At 70.4% G+C, this 17,739-nt stretch carries 21 protein-coding genes and 1 pseudogene; 19 read left to right on the forward strand and 3 right to left on the reverse strand.

Translation table 11 applies throughout. The features are described 5' to 3' along the window. Positions 1–309: 309 nt before the first annotated feature. From ACYQ77_RS40605 to ACYQ77_RS40670, 14 genes are all read left to right on the forward strand, one after another. The gene (locus ACYQ77_RS40605; protein WP_459722109.1) at positions 310–663 is read left to right on the forward strand and encodes a DUF3040 domain-containing protein; all 354 of its coding nucleotides are present in this window, start codon (positions 310–312) and stop codon (positions 661–663) included. Next, entirely contained in the window at positions 638–1,264 is a 627-nt protein-coding gene (locus ACYQ77_RS40610; protein WP_459722111.1) for a universal stress protein, read from the forward strand. Before ACYQ77_RS40605 ends, ACYQ77_RS40610 begins: the two co-directional genes overlap by 26 nt. A gap of 52 nt (positions 1,265–1,316) precedes the next feature. Then, positions 1,317–2,159: a slipin family protein gene (locus tag ACYQ77_RS40615; protein WP_459722114.1), complete on the forward strand. Its 843-nt coding sequence runs from the start codon at positions 1,317–1,319 to the stop codon at positions 2,157–2,159. Positions 2,160–2,204: 45 nt separating this feature from the next. Beyond that, positions 2,205–2,339 (forward strand): hypothetical protein, encoded by a 135-nt coding sequence (locus ACYQ77_RS40620; RefSeq protein WP_459722116.1) that lies wholly within the window; start codon positions 2,205–2,207, stop codon positions 2,337–2,339. Between the two features lie 152 nt (positions 2,340–2,491). Next, entirely contained in the window at positions 2,492–2,812 is a 321-nt protein-coding gene (locus ACYQ77_RS40625; protein WP_459722118.1) for a hypothetical protein, read from the forward strand. Positions 2,813–2,939: 127 nt separating this feature from the next. Beyond that, positions 2,940–5,231: a hydrogen gas-evolving membrane-bound hydrogenase subunit E gene (mbhE, locus tag ACYQ77_RS40630; RefSeq protein ID WP_459722120.1), complete on the forward strand. Its 2,292-nt coding sequence runs from the start codon at positions 2,940–2,942 to the stop codon at positions 5,229–5,231. Continuing rightward, the gene (locus tag ACYQ77_RS40635) at positions 5,228–5,689 is read left to right on the forward strand and encodes an MnhB domain-containing protein (protein WP_459722122.1); all 462 of its coding nucleotides are present in this window, start codon (positions 5,228–5,230) and stop codon (positions 5,687–5,689) included. The genes mbhE and ACYQ77_RS40635 overlap by 4 nt, the downstream gene beginning before the upstream one ends. Further along, positions 5,686–6,144, forward strand: a complete 459-nt coding sequence (locus ACYQ77_RS40640) for an NADH-quinone oxidoreductase subunit K (protein ID WP_459722125.1) — start codon at positions 5,686–5,688, stop codon at positions 6,142–6,144. Before ACYQ77_RS40635 ends, ACYQ77_RS40640 begins: the two co-directional genes overlap by 4 nt. After that, positions 6,144–7,526 carry a complex I subunit 5 family protein gene (locus tag ACYQ77_RS40645; RefSeq protein ID WP_459722127.1) on the forward strand — a complete coding sequence of 461 codons (1,383 nt, stop codon included), beginning with the start codon at positions 6,144–6,146 and terminating at the stop codon, positions 7,524–7,526. Before ACYQ77_RS40640 ends, ACYQ77_RS40645 begins: the two co-directional genes overlap by 1 nt. Positions 7,527–7,540: 14 nt before the next feature. Then, entirely contained in the window at positions 7,541–8,029 is a 489-nt protein-coding gene (locus ACYQ77_RS40650; protein WP_459722130.1) for a Na+/H+ antiporter subunit E, read from the forward strand. A 5-nt stretch (positions 8,030–8,034) separates the two neighbouring features. Then, positions 8,035–8,304, forward strand: a complete 270-nt coding sequence (locus ACYQ77_RS40655; protein ID WP_459722133.1) for a monovalent cation/H+ antiporter complex subunit F — start codon at positions 8,035–8,037, stop codon at positions 8,302–8,304. After that, positions 8,301–8,633, forward strand: a complete 333-nt coding sequence (gene mnhG, locus ACYQ77_RS40660) for a monovalent cation/H(+) antiporter subunit G (RefSeq protein ID WP_459722135.1) — start codon at positions 8,301–8,303, stop codon at positions 8,631–8,633. Before ACYQ77_RS40655 ends, mnhG begins: the two co-directional genes overlap by 4 nt. Before the next feature lies 1 nt (position 8,634). Further along, on the forward strand, positions 8,635–9,609 hold the full coding sequence (locus tag ACYQ77_RS40665; RefSeq protein ID WP_459722137.1) for a universal stress protein: 975 nt from the start codon (positions 8,635–8,637) through the stop codon (positions 9,607–9,609). A gap of 335 nt (positions 9,610–9,944) precedes the next feature. After that, positions 9,945–11,693, forward strand: a complete 1,749-nt coding sequence (locus ACYQ77_RS40670) for a hypothetical protein (protein ID WP_459722139.1) — start codon at positions 9,945–9,947, stop codon at positions 11,691–11,693. A gap of 240 nt (positions 11,694–11,933) precedes the next feature. Here the strand turns inward: ACYQ77_RS40670 and ACYQ77_RS40675 are convergent, their stop codons facing one another. Then, positions 11,934–12,266: a helix-turn-helix domain-containing protein gene (locus ACYQ77_RS40675; RefSeq protein ID WP_459722141.1), complete on the reverse strand. Its 333-nt coding sequence runs from the start codon at positions 12,264–12,266 to the stop codon at positions 11,934–11,936. Positions 12,267–12,752: 486 nt separating this feature from the next. Here ACYQ77_RS40675 and ACYQ77_RS40680 point away from each other — a divergent pair, with 486 nt between their 5' ends. Together ACYQ77_RS40680 and ACYQ77_RS40685 are read left to right on the forward strand one after the other, a co-directional pair. Continuing rightward, complete coding sequence (locus ACYQ77_RS40680; protein ID WP_459722143.1) at positions 12,753–14,177, forward strand: NAD(P)/FAD-dependent oxidoreductase; 1,425 nt, start codon at positions 12,753–12,755, stop codon at positions 14,175–14,177. Positions 14,178–14,265: 88 nt separating this feature from the next. Then, positions 14,266–14,553 (forward strand): DUF3040 domain-containing protein, encoded by a 288-nt coding sequence (locus ACYQ77_RS40685; protein WP_459722145.1) that lies wholly within the window; start codon positions 14,266–14,268, stop codon positions 14,551–14,553. 21 nt (positions 14,554–14,574) lie between these two features. Here the strand turns inward: ACYQ77_RS40685 and ACYQ77_RS40690 are convergent, their stop codons facing one another. Both ACYQ77_RS40690 and ACYQ77_RS40695 read right to left on the reverse strand, forming a co-directional pair. Then, positions 14,575–15,003, reverse strand: coding sequence for a MarR family winged helix-turn-helix transcriptional regulator (locus ACYQ77_RS40690; RefSeq protein WP_459722148.1), 429 nt, complete (start codon positions 15,001–15,003; stop codon positions 14,575–14,577). 126 nt (positions 15,004–15,129) lie between these two features. Next, positions 15,130–16,023 carry a C39 family peptidase gene (locus tag ACYQ77_RS40695; protein WP_459722150.1) on the reverse strand — a complete coding sequence of 298 codons (894 nt, stop codon included), beginning with the start codon at positions 16,021–16,023 and terminating at the stop codon, positions 15,130–15,132. Between the two features lie 181 nt (positions 16,024–16,204). Here ACYQ77_RS40695 and ACYQ77_RS40700 point away from each other — a divergent pair, with 181 nt between their 5' ends. From ACYQ77_RS40700 to ACYQ77_RS40710, 3 genes and pseudogenes are all read left to right on the forward strand, one after another. Beyond that, positions 16,205–16,450, forward strand: a complete 246-nt coding sequence (locus ACYQ77_RS40700; RefSeq protein WP_459722152.1) for a DUF3040 domain-containing protein — start codon at positions 16,205–16,207, stop codon at positions 16,448–16,450. Positions 16,451–16,488: 38 nt separating this feature from the next. Beyond that, entirely contained in the window at positions 16,489–17,346 is an 858-nt protein-coding gene (locus tag ACYQ77_RS40705) for a slipin family protein (protein WP_459722155.1), read from the forward strand. Positions 17,347–17,350: 4 nt separating this feature from the next. After that, positions 17,351–17,689 (forward strand): annotated as a pseudogene (locus ACYQ77_RS40710) (universal stress protein); the annotation flags it as partial. Between the last annotated feature and the right edge of the window lie 50 nt (positions 17,690–17,739).

A 17,739-nucleotide genomic window follows, 5' to 3' on the forward strand; every position in this document is an offset into this window, starting at 1 on the left:
GCACGCACCCGGGCTCGCGGTCTCGTGCCGTCAGGGCGGTCACCATCGGCATCCTCCCGCCGCCCTGACGGCACTTCACCGTCGCCATGCGCCGACGAAGTTGTTGTGAACCGACAAGCAACGCACCCCTGACTGTCTGGTCCCGACAAGTCGCGATGGTGGTGCTCCGGCACTGTGAATGGTGACGGCGCGATTCCGCGCACACCCCGGGAATCACGCTGACGCAGCGATCACTCGAATCGCCGGAAGGTCCAGATCACGACAGCACGCCCACCTTCCAGGCAAGTGAGCTCACAGGAAGGAGGAACCGTGCCCACCGTGCACGATCGAGCGGCATTCCGCGAGATCAAGAAATCTCTGGTCCACGATCCCGAATTCGAGCGGTCACCCTGGGTCGGCACGGCTGTGCCATCACCGGCTCGCCGCCGTCGGATTCGGAACGGCATCGCTGTCGCGGCTCTGCTGGCCGGCATGTTCCTGGTCATCGTCGAGTCGTTCGGCACCGCCGTGCTGTTCCTCGGCGCCGCGATCGCCTTCGCCGTGGAAGACCGCGCACACAAGCCGGCCCCGGCGGGCACCGAACCGCCGGCCCGCGACAGGAACGGGACGGGGACCACAAGAAATGGAGGACGGAACCATGAAGACAGTCGTCTGCGGAATTGACGGTTCGCCGGGTGCACGGTCGGCGTTGCGTGTCGCGGCGGTGATGGCCGCGCGCATGTCGGCGCGGCTGGTTGCCGTGCACGTGCGTGACCGGGCAGCCGACGGAGACGAGATGGCCGCACGGCTCGCCGCGGCGATCGTCGCGGACGAGGCCCCGGGTACCGGCGTCGAAGTGCGCGGAGCAACCGGCGACGTCGCCGAGCGCCTGGCCGCCATCGCAGAGGCCGAGGAGGCGCTCATGATCGTGGTGGGTGCACGCCGTCGTGGCCGCTCCCGTGCGTTTCTGCGGGCGCGGTCCGCTGTCGGCCTGGTCGGCCTGACCGACATCCCGGTGCTCGTCGCGCCGCTGCCGGCCCATTCGACGGTCACCGGTCGCGGCGGCTCGGCCGCGGACGAGGACATCGTGGGTGCCGCCGCCGGCACGGTCGACGCGAAGGCCGCTTCCTCCGTTCCCGTGGCGGTCGCACCGGGCGTCAACGGAGGTGGCCACGGCTCGGCCGGCCGTGTGCGCCCGGTGCGGAGCACAGTCGAAGAGCAGCGCCGGCTTCGTCGCCGGTCCCGGTTGACGCTCCGGCCGGGATGGTCCAGGGGCCGTACCTGAGCAAGCGGCGCACAACCGGTGCCCGGTGGTTTCGCGGAAACGGAGGAGAGAAATGGGTACGGCATATGCGATCGCAGGGATCGCGATTCTCGCGTTCCTCGTGGTCGGATCGTGCGTGCACGTGATCACCCAGTACGAACGCGGTGTGGTTTTCCGGTTCGGGCGGGTGCGCCCCGAGGTGCGCGGTCCGGGCCTCGCGATCGTCGCACCCGTCGTGGACCGCCTGCGCAAGGTCAACATGCAGATCGTGACGATGCCGGTGCCCACCCAGGACGGCATCACCCGGGACAACGTCTCGGTGCAGGTGGACGCCGTGGTCTATTTCCGGGTGATCGATCCGGTACGCGCGATCGTGGACGTCGAGGACTACAAACTGGCTGTCGGCCAGGTGGCGCAAACGTCGCTGCGCTCGATCATCGGCAAGAGCAACCTGGACGATCTCCTGTCGAACCGGGAACAGCTCAACCAGGGGCTGGAATTGATGATCGACAGTCCCGCGCTGGGCTGGGGAGTTCAGATCGACCGGGTCGAGATCAAGGACGTCATGCTGCCGGAATCGATGAAACGGTCGATGTCGCGCCAGGCGGAGGCGGAGCGACAGCGCCGAGCGCGTGTCATCACGGCGGACGGCGAGCTGCAGGCGTCGGAAGCGCTCGCACAGGCCGCCGCCGTCATGGCCGAGTCACCCGCCGCTCTCCAACTGCGGCTGCTCGAAACCGTGGTCGCCGTCGCCGCGGAGAAGAACTCGACACTCATCCTCCCCTTCCCTGTCGAACTGCTCCGGTTCCTCGACCGGGCCGCACGCCCCGACGCCGCTCGCCAGCCGGAGGTCCCGGCGGCTGCCGGAACGTCGACCCGACCCGGTGCCGAGACCAGTCCGGTCCGCGCCGGGTGACCCCGTAGACCGCGGCAACCCCATCGAGACCCCAAGGGAGCTGACATGACCAACACCGTCGCGGTGCGACCGCCAGAAGACAGCCCACCGCTCGAAACCGACAATCGCGAACGCGCCGATGCTCCGGACGAATGGGGCAGACAGTCGTTTCCGGCCAGCGATCCCCCGCAGAACTGGTGAGCCGTCCTCATGACGGGAACACCGGTCGTAGATCAGGAGAAACAACAATGACGTCCACCACGCTCGAGAGCCGGGGCAGCCCGGCGCCGACCCCACCCGAACACACCGTCCAAGCTCCGCTGCCGCCCCACCGGATCCACCTCACGCGGGACGTGGCCGCCGAGCTGGGCCGGTACGTATCGGCCATCACGGCCAAGACGGCGGCAACGTGGGAAGCCGAGGGGAACGCCGGGGTTCCGCACGAACTCGTCATCGACCTGTCCGACGCCGCCCAGGTGCCGCTGTCGCAACTGGTCCTCCTCGTGGACTTGCTACGCGGCGTCGTCGGCCACGGCACGACCATCACACTGTCAGGTGTACGGCCCATGATTCTCGGTTCGCTCGTCGCCTACGGCGTTCCCGAGGGTGTGGTCGTGATCGACAACCGGGGCCGCAGGTGGGCCACCGGTGATCGCCGTCGAACCGACGGCTGACGAACGCGCTCCGTCCCGCGACGTCGTCACAGACCGCCCGTGAGCGGCCGGCCGGTCGCGGCCTCTGCGAGCTCCGTCCGGATCACGTACGTTGAGGATCGTCCGCTGCCTGCCCGAGGAGTAGCCCATGGCAGTCGCTCGCGTTGGCGCGGCAGCTCCTGGGGAGGACGCACGCCGCTCCACGCCCGCGACGGACTGGCCAGGGTGGGCCGCGTGTGCGGCCGTGCTCGTGGGGTTCGTGCTGTGCCTGCTCGGCTGGCTGGCAGGCGGTGGCGGGTTCTCGTTGCCGTGGGCGCCCACTTTGGACCTGCGACTGAGTTTCGCGCTCGACGGTCTCGGTGCGCTGTACGGGTTGCTGGCCACCGGCGTGGGCGCCCTGGTCTTCGCCTACGGCACCCGCTACCTGAGCCTGCACCTGGAGCACCAGCGCCGGCAGGCGGTGGAACGGTGGCGGTTCTGGCCCTGGATGGCACTGTTCGCGGTGGCGATGGTGGGGTTGGCCACCGCGCAGGACCTCGTTCTGGTGTTCGTGTTCTTCGACCTGACAGCGGTGTGCTCGTACTTCCTCATCGGTTTCGACCGGGCCGAGCGTGAAGCACGGACCGCCGCGTTGATGGCATTGTTGATCACGGTGGTCGCCGCGGTGGCGTTGCTGGTCGCCGCGGTGCTGCTGTACACGGCGCACGGGACGTTCTCGATCCCCGATCTGCTGGCGCGGACCGGCCCGTCGGCGAGCACCACGGTGGCGGCGGCGTTGGTGGCGGTGGCCGCCTTGGCCAAGAGCGCGCAGGTCCCCCTGCACTTCTGGCTGCCACGGGCGATGGCGGCACCGACCCCGGTATCGGCCTACCTGCATTCGGCGGCAATGGTCGCGGCCGGTGTGCTGCTGCTCGGCCGGGTGCACCCGTTGCTGACACGCAGTGCGATCGTGCTGGACGGACTGCTGGTCGTCGGGGCGCTGTCGATCGTGGTGGGCGGGGTACTCGCGCTGCGGCGGGACGTGCTCAAGCAGGTACTCGCCTACTCCACGATCTCGCAGTACGGCTACATGGTGATGCTGTACGGGATGGGCGGAGCCGCGGCGAACGGTGCGGCGGCCTTCTACGTGCTGGCGCACGGCGTGGCCAAGAGCGCACTGTTCATGACCGCGGGCGCGGTGACGATGGCCACCGGCGAGGACCGCTTGTCCCGGTTGGGTGGGCTGGGGCGCCGCATGCCGGTGCTCGCGGCGGCGGCCGCGGTGGCGGCGGCGGCACTGGCCGCGCTGCCGTTGACGATCGGGTTCTTCAAGGACGAACTGCTGTTCACCGCGGCGCTGGCGCACGGCCCGCTGACGGCGGCGCTGGCCGTCGTGGCGGCGGTCCTCACCTTCGCCTACATCGGACGCTTCTGGCTGGGGCTGTTCCTCGGGCCCGCGCGCGGGCACGTGCGTGCGACATCCGCTCTGCTCGTCGCTCCGGTCGTGGTCCTGTCCGCGGTCGCGCTGTTCGGAGGTGTGGTCGTGGAGCCGTTCGCGCGATTGGCGTCGGACGCGGCCGGCGTGTCGGCGGGTGTCCCGGTCACGCTCGCTCCCGCCTACCACCTCGACGCCCGGCCGGAGAACCTGATGGCGGTCGCCGCGTGGGTGCTGGGCGGGGTGCTGCTGGCGCTGCCCCGGCTGGCCGACCGGTTGTCGCGGACCGTGGCGGTGGCGGGCGAGCGGTGGGGACCACGGCGAGCCTACGAGGCGGCACTGCGTGGGCTGGACCGGGTTTCGGCCGCGGTGCACGACCGGGAGGTGCGGGACCTGCGTACCAGCATCGCCGCGGTGCTGGTCCCGGCCGGCGTGGTGATCGGCCTCGCGTTCGCCGCCACCCCCACGGCCGGCGCGTATGTCGTGGGCGCGGTGACAGGGGCCGACTGGGTGATACTGCCGCTGTTGGCGCTGGTCATCGTGGCGACGGCGGTGATCGCCAGGGCTCGTGCCCGGCTCGTGGTGGCGCTGGCCCTGTCGGTGGTCGGCTTCGCCCTGGCCGCGCAGTACGCGCTGGTCGGCGCCCCTGACGTCGCACTGGTCGCGGTCATGGTCGAGACCATGCTCACCCTGGTCTTCGTCGCGTCGCTGGCCCGGATGCCACGCGAGGACCCGGACCGGGACGTGGCGGCCCCCAGCCGCCTGCGGCGGCGCAGGCGTGACGTACTCGCCGGTGTCGTCGCCGGACTCGCCGTGTTCGTGTCGGTGTGGGGTTTCCTGTCCCAGCCCGCGGCGGACAGCGTGTCCGCCGAGCACATCCGGCTCACCCCGGCTGCGCACGGCGGCGACGTCGTCACCGTGATCGTCGCCGACTTCCGGGGTCTGGACACCCTGGTCGAGATCACCGTGCTGTTGGCCGCGGTGATCGGGGTGGCCACCCTGATCCGGCGGGGGAAGCTGTGGTGAGCCGCCATGGAGGTGGCACCCCGGACTCGGTGGTCCGGGTCGTCGCCCGGCAGTTGCCCGGTCCGAGCCTGATGGTCGCGGCCAGCTTGATCGTCAAGGGGTACGCCGAGGTGGGCGACGGGTTCGCCGCCGGCGTGATCGTCGCCCTGGCGATCGCGCTGACCTACATCGCGCTCGGCGGAGAGGGGGCGGAGGCGGCGCTGCCGATGCTGCGCCAGGCCCCGAAACTGGCGGTCGGCGGCCTGCTCCTCGCGCTCGCGAGCGGGTTCTTCCCACTCGCCCTCGGCCAGCCGCCGGTGACCCATCGCCCCGGGCCGGGTGAGCACGTCACCAAGATCGGTGCGCTGGAGCTGTTCACGCCGCTGCTGTTCGACCTCGGGGTGTTCCTGCTGGTCGTCGGCGTGCTGACGATGCTGCTGCACCACCTCGCCCGGCCACGAGGGGAGGTCAGGCGGTGATCCTCGCGTTCGCCCTCGCCGCGGCCGTCCTGTTCGGCGCCGGGGCCTACCTGCTGCTCAAACGGGACCTGATCCGGATGGTCGCGGGCATCATGCTGATCTCGCAGTGCGCCGTCGTCACGATCATCGCCTCGAGTCTGAACCGCGGGCAGGCGGCGATCGCGGTGACGTCCGGCGACACGGTCAGCGACCCGTTGCCGCAGGCGTTGGCGTTGACCGCGCTGGTCATCGGACTGGCCACGGTCGCGCTGCTGCTCGCCCTGGTGCACCGGGCCATCGTCGTCTTCCGCACCGCCGAGCAGGACGAGCTGGCCGAGACCGAGACCGAGCACCAGGCCGGGCTGGAACCGGAGCGGCAGGCCGACCGCGAGGAGGTCGAGAGCGACCCGGACGACGAGGAGGACAGCGAGCGGGAACCCGGGTCGCCGGCCGAAGAGAACAGGCAGGTCCGCTGATGCTGGTCTCGACGGCCTTGCTCGTGCCCTGGGTGTCGGGTGCCCTGCTCGTCGCGCTGGACGGACGCCGGCGGGTGGTCGCGTGGCTGGCCGTCGCGTCGCTCGCGGTGAGCTGTGCCGTGGTGGGCGTGCTCGCCGCCGACGTGTTCACCGGGGGCAGCAGAGAAGTCGCCACCGGCGGCTGGCCCGCGGGCGTGGGCATCGTGCTGCGGGCCGACCCCCTGGCCGTGACCTTCGCGGCGCTCTCGATCCTCGTGCTGCTGGCCGCGACCGCCCACGAGGCGATCGGCGGGGTGCGGTCACGGACCTTCCCCGGCCTGGTCGTGCTGCTCGCAGCCGGGCTGATCGGCCTGTTCGTCACCGCCGACGTGTTCTCGTTCTACGTCTTCTTCGAACTGGCCATGACCGCCTCGTACGCGCTGGCCGCCTACGGGGGCGAGCAACGCCAGCTGCGGGCCGCGCTGGTGTTCACCGCGGTCAACCTGCTGGGCTCGTTCATCTTCGTGCTGTCGGTGGCCGGCGTCTACCACGTGACCGGCACCCTCGCGATGGAGCAGGTGGCCGAGCGCATGCTCGACGTCAACCCCAACGCGGCGATCCTGATCGCGGCCGGGTTCTTCATCGCGTTCAGCGTCAAGCTCGGCCTGTTCCCCTTCCACTTCTGGCTGCCCACCGTCTACGCCGGTGCTCGCCCGGCGGTCGCGGCGATCCTCAGCGGCGCGGTGGCGAACATCGGCGCCTACGGTCTGCTCCGCTTCGGCGCCGGCCTGTTCCCCGAGCAGTTGCGGCTCGCCTGGGTGGCGTTCGCCGTCCTGGGCGCCGCGTCGATCATCTACGGCGGGATTCTCGCCATCGCCCGCGGTGACACCGCCGAGATGCTGGCCTACTCCGCGATCGGACAGGTCGGGTACGTGCTGGTGGCACTCGGCGTGGGCGGACAGGTCGGCCTGACGGCCGCGGTGCTCTACAGCGTGATCAACTCCCTGAACAAGGCGCTGCTGTTCCTCGCGTCCGGGTTACGTGGCGCGCTGGTCGCGGCCGCGTTCGCGGTCGGCGCGCTCAGCGTGGCGGGAGTGCCGCCCGCGGCGGGATTCGTCGGCAAGCTCGAGCTGTTCCGCACCGGCGTCGTGGCCGGCAGCGCGGCCCTCGTGGTGCTGCTCGTGGCCGGCAGCGCGCTTTCCCTCGTCTACATGTTCCAGGTCTACCAACGCCGCTTCTGGCGCACCGAACCGCCGTCGGCCGACGTCGTGAGTTCCCTGCCGCAGCGGCTGCTCACGGCCGTGCTGGCGGTGCTGGTCCTCGTCACCGGACTGTGGCCGGAGCCGCTGCTCGCGCTCAGCAGCCACGCGGCCGACATCCTGCTGGCCGGGGCACCCGGATGAGAATGGAGGCTGGAATGATCGCACTGCTGCTCCGCGTCCTCGTGCTCACCGCGATCTACCTGCTGGCGTTGACGAGCCTGCATCCGGGGGACATCCTCACCGGGCTCGTGCTGGCGACCCTGATCGTCGCCGTGCGGAGGACGGTCAGCTCCACCCGGCCGGCACCGCACGCCCCGCTGCGCCGCCGGCTCGCGGGTGTCCCGGCACTGGTCGGCGGGACTCTGGTGGACCTGGCGAAAGGCACCTGGGACACCGCTGCCGGCCTGGCAGGTCGAGGCCTGGCCAACGGCGGGCTCGTCGAGGTCCCCATACCCCGCGGCGATCCCGCCTCGGCCGCGGCCTGGGGAGTCCGGGTCGGCTTCGTGCCCGACACCGTCGTCGTCGACATCGACGAGAAAGAGGGCTGGATGCTGCTGCACGTGCTCGACGCCCGCGACCCCGAGGCCGTGATCGCCGCGCAGCTCGACTCCTACGAGCGGCGCCAGCGCCGGGTCTTCCCCTGACCGCCATGCCCGCGTTCATCGTCGTCCCCGCCCTGGTCTGGGTGACTCTCCTGCTGGTCGCCGGTGGGCTGGTGCTGGTCCGCGCGCGTGACGTGTTCCAGCGCATCGTCGCGCTCGACCTCCTCGCGGTCATCGTCATCGCGCTGCTCGCCCTGCTGTCCTACCTGCGGGGACAGCCGTACTACTTCGACGCCGCGGTCGCGCTCGCCCTGCTCTCCTTCGTGGCCACCGTCGCCGCGGCCCGCTACCTCGACCAGGGAGGCCCGTTCGGATGATCTCGATCCTGCTCGACGTCGTCGGTGGCGTACTGCTCGTGGTCGGCCTGGTGCTGCTCACCATCAGCGTCATCGGCGTCCTGCGCGTCCCCGGCACCTACGGCCAACTGCACGCCCAAGGCCTGGCCACCGGACCCGGGGTGATCGCGATCCTGGCGTCCTCGATCGCGACCGAGCACCCCGCGATCATCACCTTCGCCGCACTGGCGATCGTGTTCATCGCGCTCACCTCACCGGTCTCCAGCCACGCGATCGCCCGCGCCGCCCACCGCCGCGGCCGGCACCCGGGCGGCACCGACAGCAGCTCCGACGTCATCAGGGAGCCATGACATGGGGCGAAGCCTGTGGTCAGTTCCCGGGCGGCGGCCGGTCGTCGTCGGCTACAACGGCCGACCGCACGCGCGGGAGGCGTTGGCGTGGGCGGCCGCCGAGGCCGGCCGGCGGGACGTGCCGCTGCTGGTGGTGTACGCCGCGAACTTCCCCGGGATGACCCTCGGGCCCGGACCGGGTCTCCTCGATCCGTCGCCCGGCGCACTGGACGCGGTCAAGGAGGTGACCGCCCAGGGCGTCACCGAGGCCCTGACCCGCCAGCCCGGGCTCCGCGTGGCCGGCGTGACCGAGGTGACCAGCCCGGCGCACGCGCTCCTCGAGGCCGCTGCCGGGGCTGGGCTGCTGGTGATCGGTACCCGCGGTTTCGGCCGCGTCCTGGGCGCCCTGCTCGGGTCGGTTGCCTTCACGGTCGCCGCGCGCGCTCCCTGTCCCGTGATCGTGGTCAAGACCGGTCCGCGGTCAGGCGGCCCCGTCCGCGACGTCGTGGTCGGCACCGACGGCTCCCCGGACGCCGCGGGCGCCGTGCGGTTCGCCGCCGATCACGCCGCCGGCACCGCGAGTCCACTGAGGATCATCACCGCCACCGGCGAGCAGGCACCCGCACAGGTCAGCGCGGACCGGCTGCACGGCTTCGCACAACAGATCGCGGACGCCGCCCGCCGGCTGGTTCACCGGACGCACCCGCGGTTGAGCATCACCACCGCGGTCGAGCAGGGGCCGCCGGAACGGGCTCTCGTCGACGCGTCGGCGGCGGCCGAACTGGTCGTGGTCGGCACCCGCGGCCGCGGCGCCTTTCAGGGGATGCTGCTCGGCTCGGTCAGCCACGCGGTGATCCACGGCGCCCACTGTCCCGTCGCGATCGTCGGAGCGGACCAGCCCGCCGAGGACGCGCGCGTGGAACCGGCGGTGCTCGACGTGGTCGACATCTGGGGACACGGATCCTTCCCGGCCAGCGACCCACCCGCCAACTGGTAGCGGTGCGCCGCGCACGCACACCGGCGTCCGGTTTCGGCTCCGGCGCGTGCTCGCGGACGACGCGGCGCGGAGCTCGCCGCCCCTGGTTGCGCCGTGCTGGTGACGAGCCGCAACGACCTCGCGACGGTAACGGCCGTCCTCACGCGAGCCGGAACCGTCGCGTGGAAACACCCGGCAGGTCCATCACAAATTTCCGCGGACAACGCATTCACGGGGGAATCGCCGCGGAGTTCCAAAACATTTACGGCGCGGTGTGCAGGATCTGTAACGGACGCCTCGTTCTCCGCGACCTAGTGGGACGCAGCATCGAACTCTCATGGAGAGAGATGATGATTATGCGTACATTACGCCTGGTAGCTGCGCTCACAACGTCCTGTTGTCTCGTCACCACCTTCCTCGGCGCGGGTCCCGCGTCGGCCCAGGTCGCGGACACCCGCGTGACCGTGGGCAGCCCGCCGACCGGGTTCTCGCAGAACAAGCAGAACGAACCCCAGGTCGCGGTCAACTGGGTGAATCCCAGCCTCGTCATCGCAGGCGCCAACGACAACATCGATCTCGAACTGTGCAATGCGGGCGCACCGAACACCTGCCCGTTCACCCCGGGTGTCGGCGTCTCCGGCGTGAGCCTGTCGACCAACGGCGGGCTGAGCTACACACAGCCGACCTACACCGGTCTCACCGCCCGGCACTGCGTGGGCCCGGCCGAATGCGTGCCGCGGATCGGACCGATCGGCACGCTCCCCCGCTACGTCGAGGCGGGACTGGCCTCCAACGGCGACCCGGCCGTGGTCTGGGGTCCCGCACCGGACGGCACGGGCGGGTTCACGTGGGCCCGGCAGCGCGCGTACTACGCCAACCTGGTGAGCCACGTGCCCGGCACCGACACCTTCCCCGGTCCCGTCGCGATCGGCGTGTCCCGGCTGGACTCCGACCGGTTCGCGGCCGCGCTCGCCGGTGACAACAACGCCTGGCAGGCGCCGGTGCTCATCAGCAGGCAGAGCGAGACCACGTTCTCCGACAAGGAGGAGATCTGGGCCGACAACGTCGAGTCGAGCCCGTTCTTCGGCAACGTCTACGTGTGCAACGTGGCGTTCCGCTCGAACGGTGCGGGCGCGCCGGAACCGGTCATGGTCGCGACCTCCACCGACGGCGGCGACACGTGGCGCCAGCGGCAGATCAGCGCGGCCACGAACAACGCCCAGACCGGCGGGCGCCAGGGGTGCACGGTCCGCACCGACAGCGCCGGCGTGGTCTACGTGTTCTGGTCGGGCACCGAACTGCCGAGCCGCGAGTCGGTGGTGTTCCTGGCTCGGTCGTTCAACGGTGGCGCCCGCTTCGAACGTGCCCGGGTGGTGGCGCGGACCGTCGACGTCGGCCTGCTCGACCCGGTGCAGGGCCGGCTGACCTTCGACGGCGTCGCAGGCGCCCGGACCTCGACGTTCCCGAGCGCCGACATCGCCAACGGCGCGCCGTTCGGGACCGCGCGGGGCGGCCCGCGGCCGCCGGACACGGTCGTGCTGACCTACCCGCGGGGTCCGACCCCGTCGGATACCGCGCCCGGCCCGAACGAGCGGGCTCCGGTGCGCGTCTCGACCGACCGCGGCGCGAGTTTCACGACGCTGGTCGCCAACGCGGCCGCGCTGGGCGACCGGCCGGACTTCCCGGCGATCGCGATCGCACCCGACGGCACCGACGCCTACGTGGTGTACGACGCCTTCCTCCAGCCGTGGCAGTCGACCACCGCCACCGCGCGGCTGATGCGAGGAGTCGTGCGGCACGTCGAGATGGCCACCCGGACGGTGACCGACCTGCACCGGGCAGCCGTCGGGGACGCCCGAGGATCCTCGTCGAACGGGCTGACCAGCGAGTTCCTCGGCGACTACAACTACGTGGTCGCGACCGAGGCCGTGGCTGTCGCGGTGTGGAACGACGTGCGCAACGCAGCCGTCTGCCCGGCGATCAACGCCTACCGCCAGGCCGTGGCCACCGGCCAGCCGGCGGTCGCCCCGGCACCCGGCACCGACTGCCCGCCGACCTTCGGCAACTCGGACATCTTCGGAGCCACCATCCCCGATCCGAGCTGAGGGCACTGCTGTGGCCGGTCTCTTCCCGGAGGCCGGCCACATCCTCCCCCGCCCTGCAACGAGCCCGGCCCTGCCAGGTCCGTGGACGACCGCCAGCGCGAGGGGCAGGGGAAGGGAGGATTCGGTCGCCGAGCATGTGGCGGATCGAGATGCCGACCAGATGACCGGGTCGCGAAGGCAGTCCGGGCGGAACCGGCCGGTGCTGTGTGCCGCGGGGTGGCGGCACACGCGCGCGGACGTTCAGTCGGAGACGTGGGTTTCGGCGTTGCGTTGCCGGGCTTCGTGGAGCTGGTCTTCGAGAGAGACGATGCGGCAGGCCGCGTCGATCGGGGTGCCCTGGTCGACCAGTGCGCGCACGCGCGCCGCCACACGCAGCTGGTGACGGGAATAGCGGCGGTGACCGCCTGCGGAACGCTGCGGCTGGATCAGCCCGTGCTCGTCGAGGCTGCGCAGGAATCCCTGGGTGGTGCCCAGCATGTCCGCGGCCCGGCCCATGGTGTAACCGGGGTAGTGCTCATCATCGAGCTTGTCGCCCGCGGTCAGCGCGGGCGCGTCGGCTTGGTCAGGGGTCATTCCACCTCCACATCACAAGGGCCCTGGGTGCCGTGCACGGCACCCAGGGCCCAGGGTTTGGGATTCATCATTGCCAACCGACCGTGAGGTCGGCGTCCTGTACCCGCGTCGTCCGGTCGAGAACCGCGACACGCGGGGATCGCTCATCTGTAACCGAGAACCACCTGCCAATCCGATGGACCTGCGGTACCCACCCGGCGAACGACAGCCACGGCGGGCGATCCAATGATGCGCCCTCTCCCTTCCTTCTTGTGTTTCCTCACGGGGTACTGCCACGAACGCCACCTGCCGGAACCCCTTGCCTTGATCGGCCCCGGCACGCGTGACGTCGCTGATCTGGTGTGCCGGGGCCACGTCACATCCCGGCTCCGGCACACCAGACCGCCTTCATCACTGTCAACTACGCGGGTAGTTCCATCATCTCCCGCGCCTGCTTGACGTTGCCTCTCTCGCTACGCCCAGAACATTACACGCCTAGGACGTCGAATGTCTACTCTGGCCGCGATAGATTTTCTGCCCGCCCCGCTGCGTCCTGTTGTCTCGTGCCTACAAGCAGCGACCCCCGGGTTGTCCGGCCCTCACAAGACCCTGTGCCCGTTTCCGGGAATGGTGGATGTCGTCAGGTGCAGTCAGCGGGAGGTGGCCGTGGTGGGCGCAGGCGAGGATGCGGGCGCGGCGCGCGCTGTTCGACATCGACGTGGTCCGCGGACCGCGGTCATCGTGGGCGGCGGCGTCGTCGGCTTGTCGACGGCATGGTTCCTGCAAGAACAGGGCGTCGAGGTGACCGTGGTAGCCGGCCCGAACGACGTGGTCCACAGCAACGCGGAGTTGGTCGCTCCGTTCCTGGTCCCCTTGCACGAACCGGCGGCTCTCCGGCGCGGACTCAGCTCGCTCCTGCGTCCCTCCGGTGCGCGAGGTGGGGCAGGGGACGGCGATCCCGCGCGGTGGGGGTTCCCGGCCCGAGTCGCCGCGAACCGTCGCTGGTCCTCGTGGACGCGCGCAGTGCTGGCACTTCGACCGCTCACCGAGCAGAGCATCGACGCGTTCGACGTGCTGACCGCCAACGGTGTGGCAGCGGTGACGACCGAGACCTCGATCGTCACCGCGTTCCGCACCCTGCGGCACGCGGACGGACTGCTGGGTGTGCTGGACCGGCTGGACGAGCTGGGTGCTCCCGTCACCCACACCGGTCTGTTCGGCGAAACCCTGCGCGACCACATGCCGATCGCGTCACCCGCGCTCTCGGTCGGCGTGTGCGTGGAAGGGCAACGGCACGTCGACGCGGCCGGGTTCGTGCAAGCGCTCCGTCGCTCGGTCGTCGACCGTGGCGGAGTGGTCCAGGTCGACGAGGTCCTCGACATCCACGAACACCAACGGGGCGCCGGCGTCGTCACCCTCCACGGCGGCGACCACCGTGCCGACGCCGTGGTGGTCACCTCCGGCGAGCAGCAGCTGCCGTACCGGCTGCCGAACCCGCTGCCCAGCCACGGGTTCGCGTTCACCGTTCCGGTAGCGCGACGTGTACCCGCTCCGCTCTACCTCCCCGAAGTGGGCGTGATGTGCACGCCCACCCCGGCGGGCCTGCGCGTCGCCACGACAGCGGGGTCTCCCGGTTACGCGCGGTCGGACCTCGATACCCGCGCCAGGTCCACCGTCGCCGCGCTTCGCCCGCTGCTGGACGGTGTTTACTGGCGCGAAAGCAGCGAAGTCACGCCCGAGACGAGCTTCGCGTTCTCCGACGGCCGGCCACTGATCGGCGCGACCGCCGTCCCAGGCGTGTACGCCGCCCGCGGCCTCGGTCCGTGGGAGTTCGCCCACGGACCGGCAGCCGGGCGCCTGCTGGCGGAGCAGATCGTCACCCGTGACCGACCAGCCGCCCTGCGGGCCTTCGGCGTGCAACGCGCGGCCTGAGCGCCTGCCGCGCCCTGAGGATCGCCGTTATATCGTGCTACGATATAACGGCGAACGACGGCCACATTTCGAATCGACGAGGTGCGCTGTGCTCAGTGACCACGAACGGAAAACCCTGCGGGAGATCCAGCGTCAACTGGTCGTCGACGACCCGGATTTCGAACGCACCTTCCGCACCCTCGCGGCACCGGCCCCCGGCCCCACCCTGCGCTGGTGGACGTACACAGCGGTCATCGTCATCGCGGCGGTTCTCGCGACCGTGTCGCTGCTCGCCGGTTCGGTCGGCGGCACGCTGGCCTTCAGCGTGATCGCGGGCGCGGTGTGGTGTGCCCGCCACCTCGAGAAAGCCGCCACACGGCGCGAACTCGACGACTGACCGGCCGATTCGTCGCGCTTGTCATGCGTCGTCCCAGGCCGGCAGTGCCAGCGTCGATCCCATGCGCCGCAACTCGTCCCGGTGCAGCGCGCTCAAGCGCGCGAGGATCTCCTGCCCGTGGCCGGTGAGCTCGACGCGCACCGCTCGCGCGTCGGCCGGATGCGGCACCCGTCGAACGAGGTCCTGTTTCTGCGCGCGGTTGACGAGTTCGACGACGCTGTGGTGCCGCAACTGGAGGCGCTCGGCGAGTTCCGCCACGACCGCCCATTCGCGTCCGGGGAAACCCTTGAGCGCGAGCAGGAGCTGGTACTGCTGCGGCGTGAGACCGTGACGGCGCACGGTTTCCTCGCTGAAACGCAGGTACCGCCGGATACCGAAGCGGAAACGGGCCAGCGCCTCGAAGTCCTGTTTGGTCAACGGCTCCGGTTCAGCGTCCTCGTTCGTGCTCATGGCTACATCGCACCATGCCTGCCCACCTCACCCAAATCCGCCACTCCCACGACATCGCTCGAGCAAGCGCCCACGACGGCAACCACCCCGGCGGGGCCGGACCAGGATCGTCCGGCCCCGCACGGATCACAACATGACACCTGCCCGGCCGAGGTAGTTGTCCCAGTACGCGGCCAGAACGGTCGCGGAGGTGCGGTACACGACCGGCTCCGACGCCGGGTCCAGCACCAGGTACCGGCCGCCCTCGTACCCGGCGACGGTCAGGAAGTGCGGCACGTCGTTGCCCGACCACGGCAGGTCCTTCATGTTCCCGGCCATCACGACCGGCCCGCCTGCGCGCACGTGCGCAAGCAGGCGGTCGAAGTCGCCGAACACCACCGTGGCCGGCACGCCGTTCGCGGCGACTGCGCGGCGGACGTCGGACTCGTCGGTACCGAACTGGTTCGGGTCGTTCCACGACGGGTCATAACCCATGTCCGCCCGAGCGCGGTTGATCGCCTGGACCGGACTGGACGCGTTCCACGACCGGGGCGTCACACCAGCCGCGAGCAACGCGGTGACGACACTGGTCGGCCCGCAGTCCTCCCCCTGGTTCGGCTGGCCCTGAAACTGCGACACCGGCACGTAGTCACCGGAGGTCTGCCCGCAGTCCGGCACCCCCGGGATGCGGTAGTCGTAGCCGGTGGCCATGTACGCGTCCGCCAGGTACCCGCCCAGCGCGGGCACGTAGTCCCACAGGTCACTGGTGAATCCACGGGTGTTGGTCACCGACTGCCCCTGCGCCTGACAGGAGACGTCCACCACCCGTCCGTCCCACACGAGCCCGAGGCTCCCGCCGGCGGACGTCGGCGCGGTGCGGATGTTCAACCCGTCCCCGTCGGTGTTCCCCACGGTCGCCGTGGCGGCCGACGCCACTCCGGCCGTACCGACCACCGTGCCCGCCACCATCGCCGACACCAGGAACAACTTGGCCAGTAATGATCGACGTCCCATGACGTTCTCCCGTCGCCCCACGGACATGACTCCGATCCGACGAGCGCCACGCGACCACCGGTTTCGCGCTGTGTGGAAGCAAACGATGTCTTTCCGTGTGCCAAGAGCCTTGACAGGACGCGGCCGCTCGAGCTGCCCGGCATCGCCACACCGGAACAGACTATATCGTGTTACGATATAGTTCTCGTGGAGACACCGGAGGTGTGTCGTGCTCAGTGACGTCGAACGCCAAGCGCTGCACGAGATGCAGCGACGCCTGTCCATCGAGGATCCCGACTTCGTGCGGTCCTTCGACTTCCCGAAACCACTCAAGCGGCGGGCCCGCCGGCGACGAGCGCGCTGGATCATGGCGGAGGTGCTGGCGGCGTTCACGATCATGGATCCCCAACCGCTGACCGACAGCCAGATCGCGGCCCTGCACGCCCTGCCCGCGCCGAGGAGGAGGACGCTGTGACCACCTTGTACGCGTTGCTCGCCCTGGCAGGTGCCGGTGTGGCAGGGCTCGCGGCGAGCATCCGCGTGATCACACAGTACGAACGCGGTGTCATCTTCCGGTTCGGGCGTGTGCGTCACACCGTCCGAGGGCCGGGGCTGACCGTGCTCGTGCCCGTCGTCGACCGGCTCCGCAAGGTCAACATGCAGGTCATCACCATGCCCGTACCGGCACAGGACGGCATCACCCGCGACAACGTGACCGTACGGGTGGACGCCGTGGTCTTCTACAAGGTCTCCGATCCGGTACGGGCCGTCGTGGACGTGGAGAACTACAACGCCGCGATCGGACAGGTGGCGCAAGCGTCATTGCGCTCGATCATCGGCAAGAGCGAACTGGACGATCTGCTGTCCAACCGGGAGAAGCTCAACCAGGGCCTGGAACTGATGATCGACAACCCGGCACTCGACTGGGGCGTGCACATCGACCGGGTCGAGATCAAGGACGTCGTCCTGCCCGAGTCGATGAAGAGGTCGATGTCGCGACAGGCGGAGGCCGAGCGCGAACGGCGGGCTCGCGTCATCACCGCGGATGGCGAACTGCAGGCGTCGAGCATGCTGGCCGAGGCCGCGGGGACCATGGCCGAGCAACCGGCGGCGCTGCAGTTGCGTTTGCTGCAGACAGTTGTCGAGGTGGCCGCCGAACGGAACTCGACGCTCGTGTTGCCGTTCCCCGTCGAACTGCTCCGGTTCCTCGAGCACGCGACTCCCCCTGTCCCCCAGCAGGCTCCGTCAGGCAGCGACCTCCCAGCCCCGGCGGACCGGTCGTCCACTCTGGACACCCCGGATGGCACCCTGCCGGGTAGCCGAACACCAGCCCTGGTGAACCAGCACGTCACCGCACGAAGCGGGGCGTAGAGCCATGTCCGGGCGCGCGTTCATCGTGGTGGGCTGGGACGGCTCACCGAACAGCGTCGCGGCACTGGATTGCGCGCTGGTCGAAGCCGGTGTGCGCGATGCGCGGCTGGTCCTCTGCCACGTGCGCGAGCGATCCAGCCGTGGCGGCGACCATGCCCGGGCCGGCGCCGCGCGGCAGTTGCTCGCTCGCGGTGCCGAACGGGCCCACCGTCGCGTGCCGGGTATCGACGTGACGCGCAGGTTGCTGACCGGCAGTCCGGCTCGGCAGCTGCTCCGCGTCGCCGACGGCGCACGACTGCTCGTCGTGGGCGCTCGCGGTACGAGCACCTCTCATGAACTGCGCCTGGGACCGGTCAGCGATCACATCACGCGGCACCGCCACCGTGCGGTCCT

Source organism: Actinophytocola sp. KF-1 (assembly GCF_054661535.1).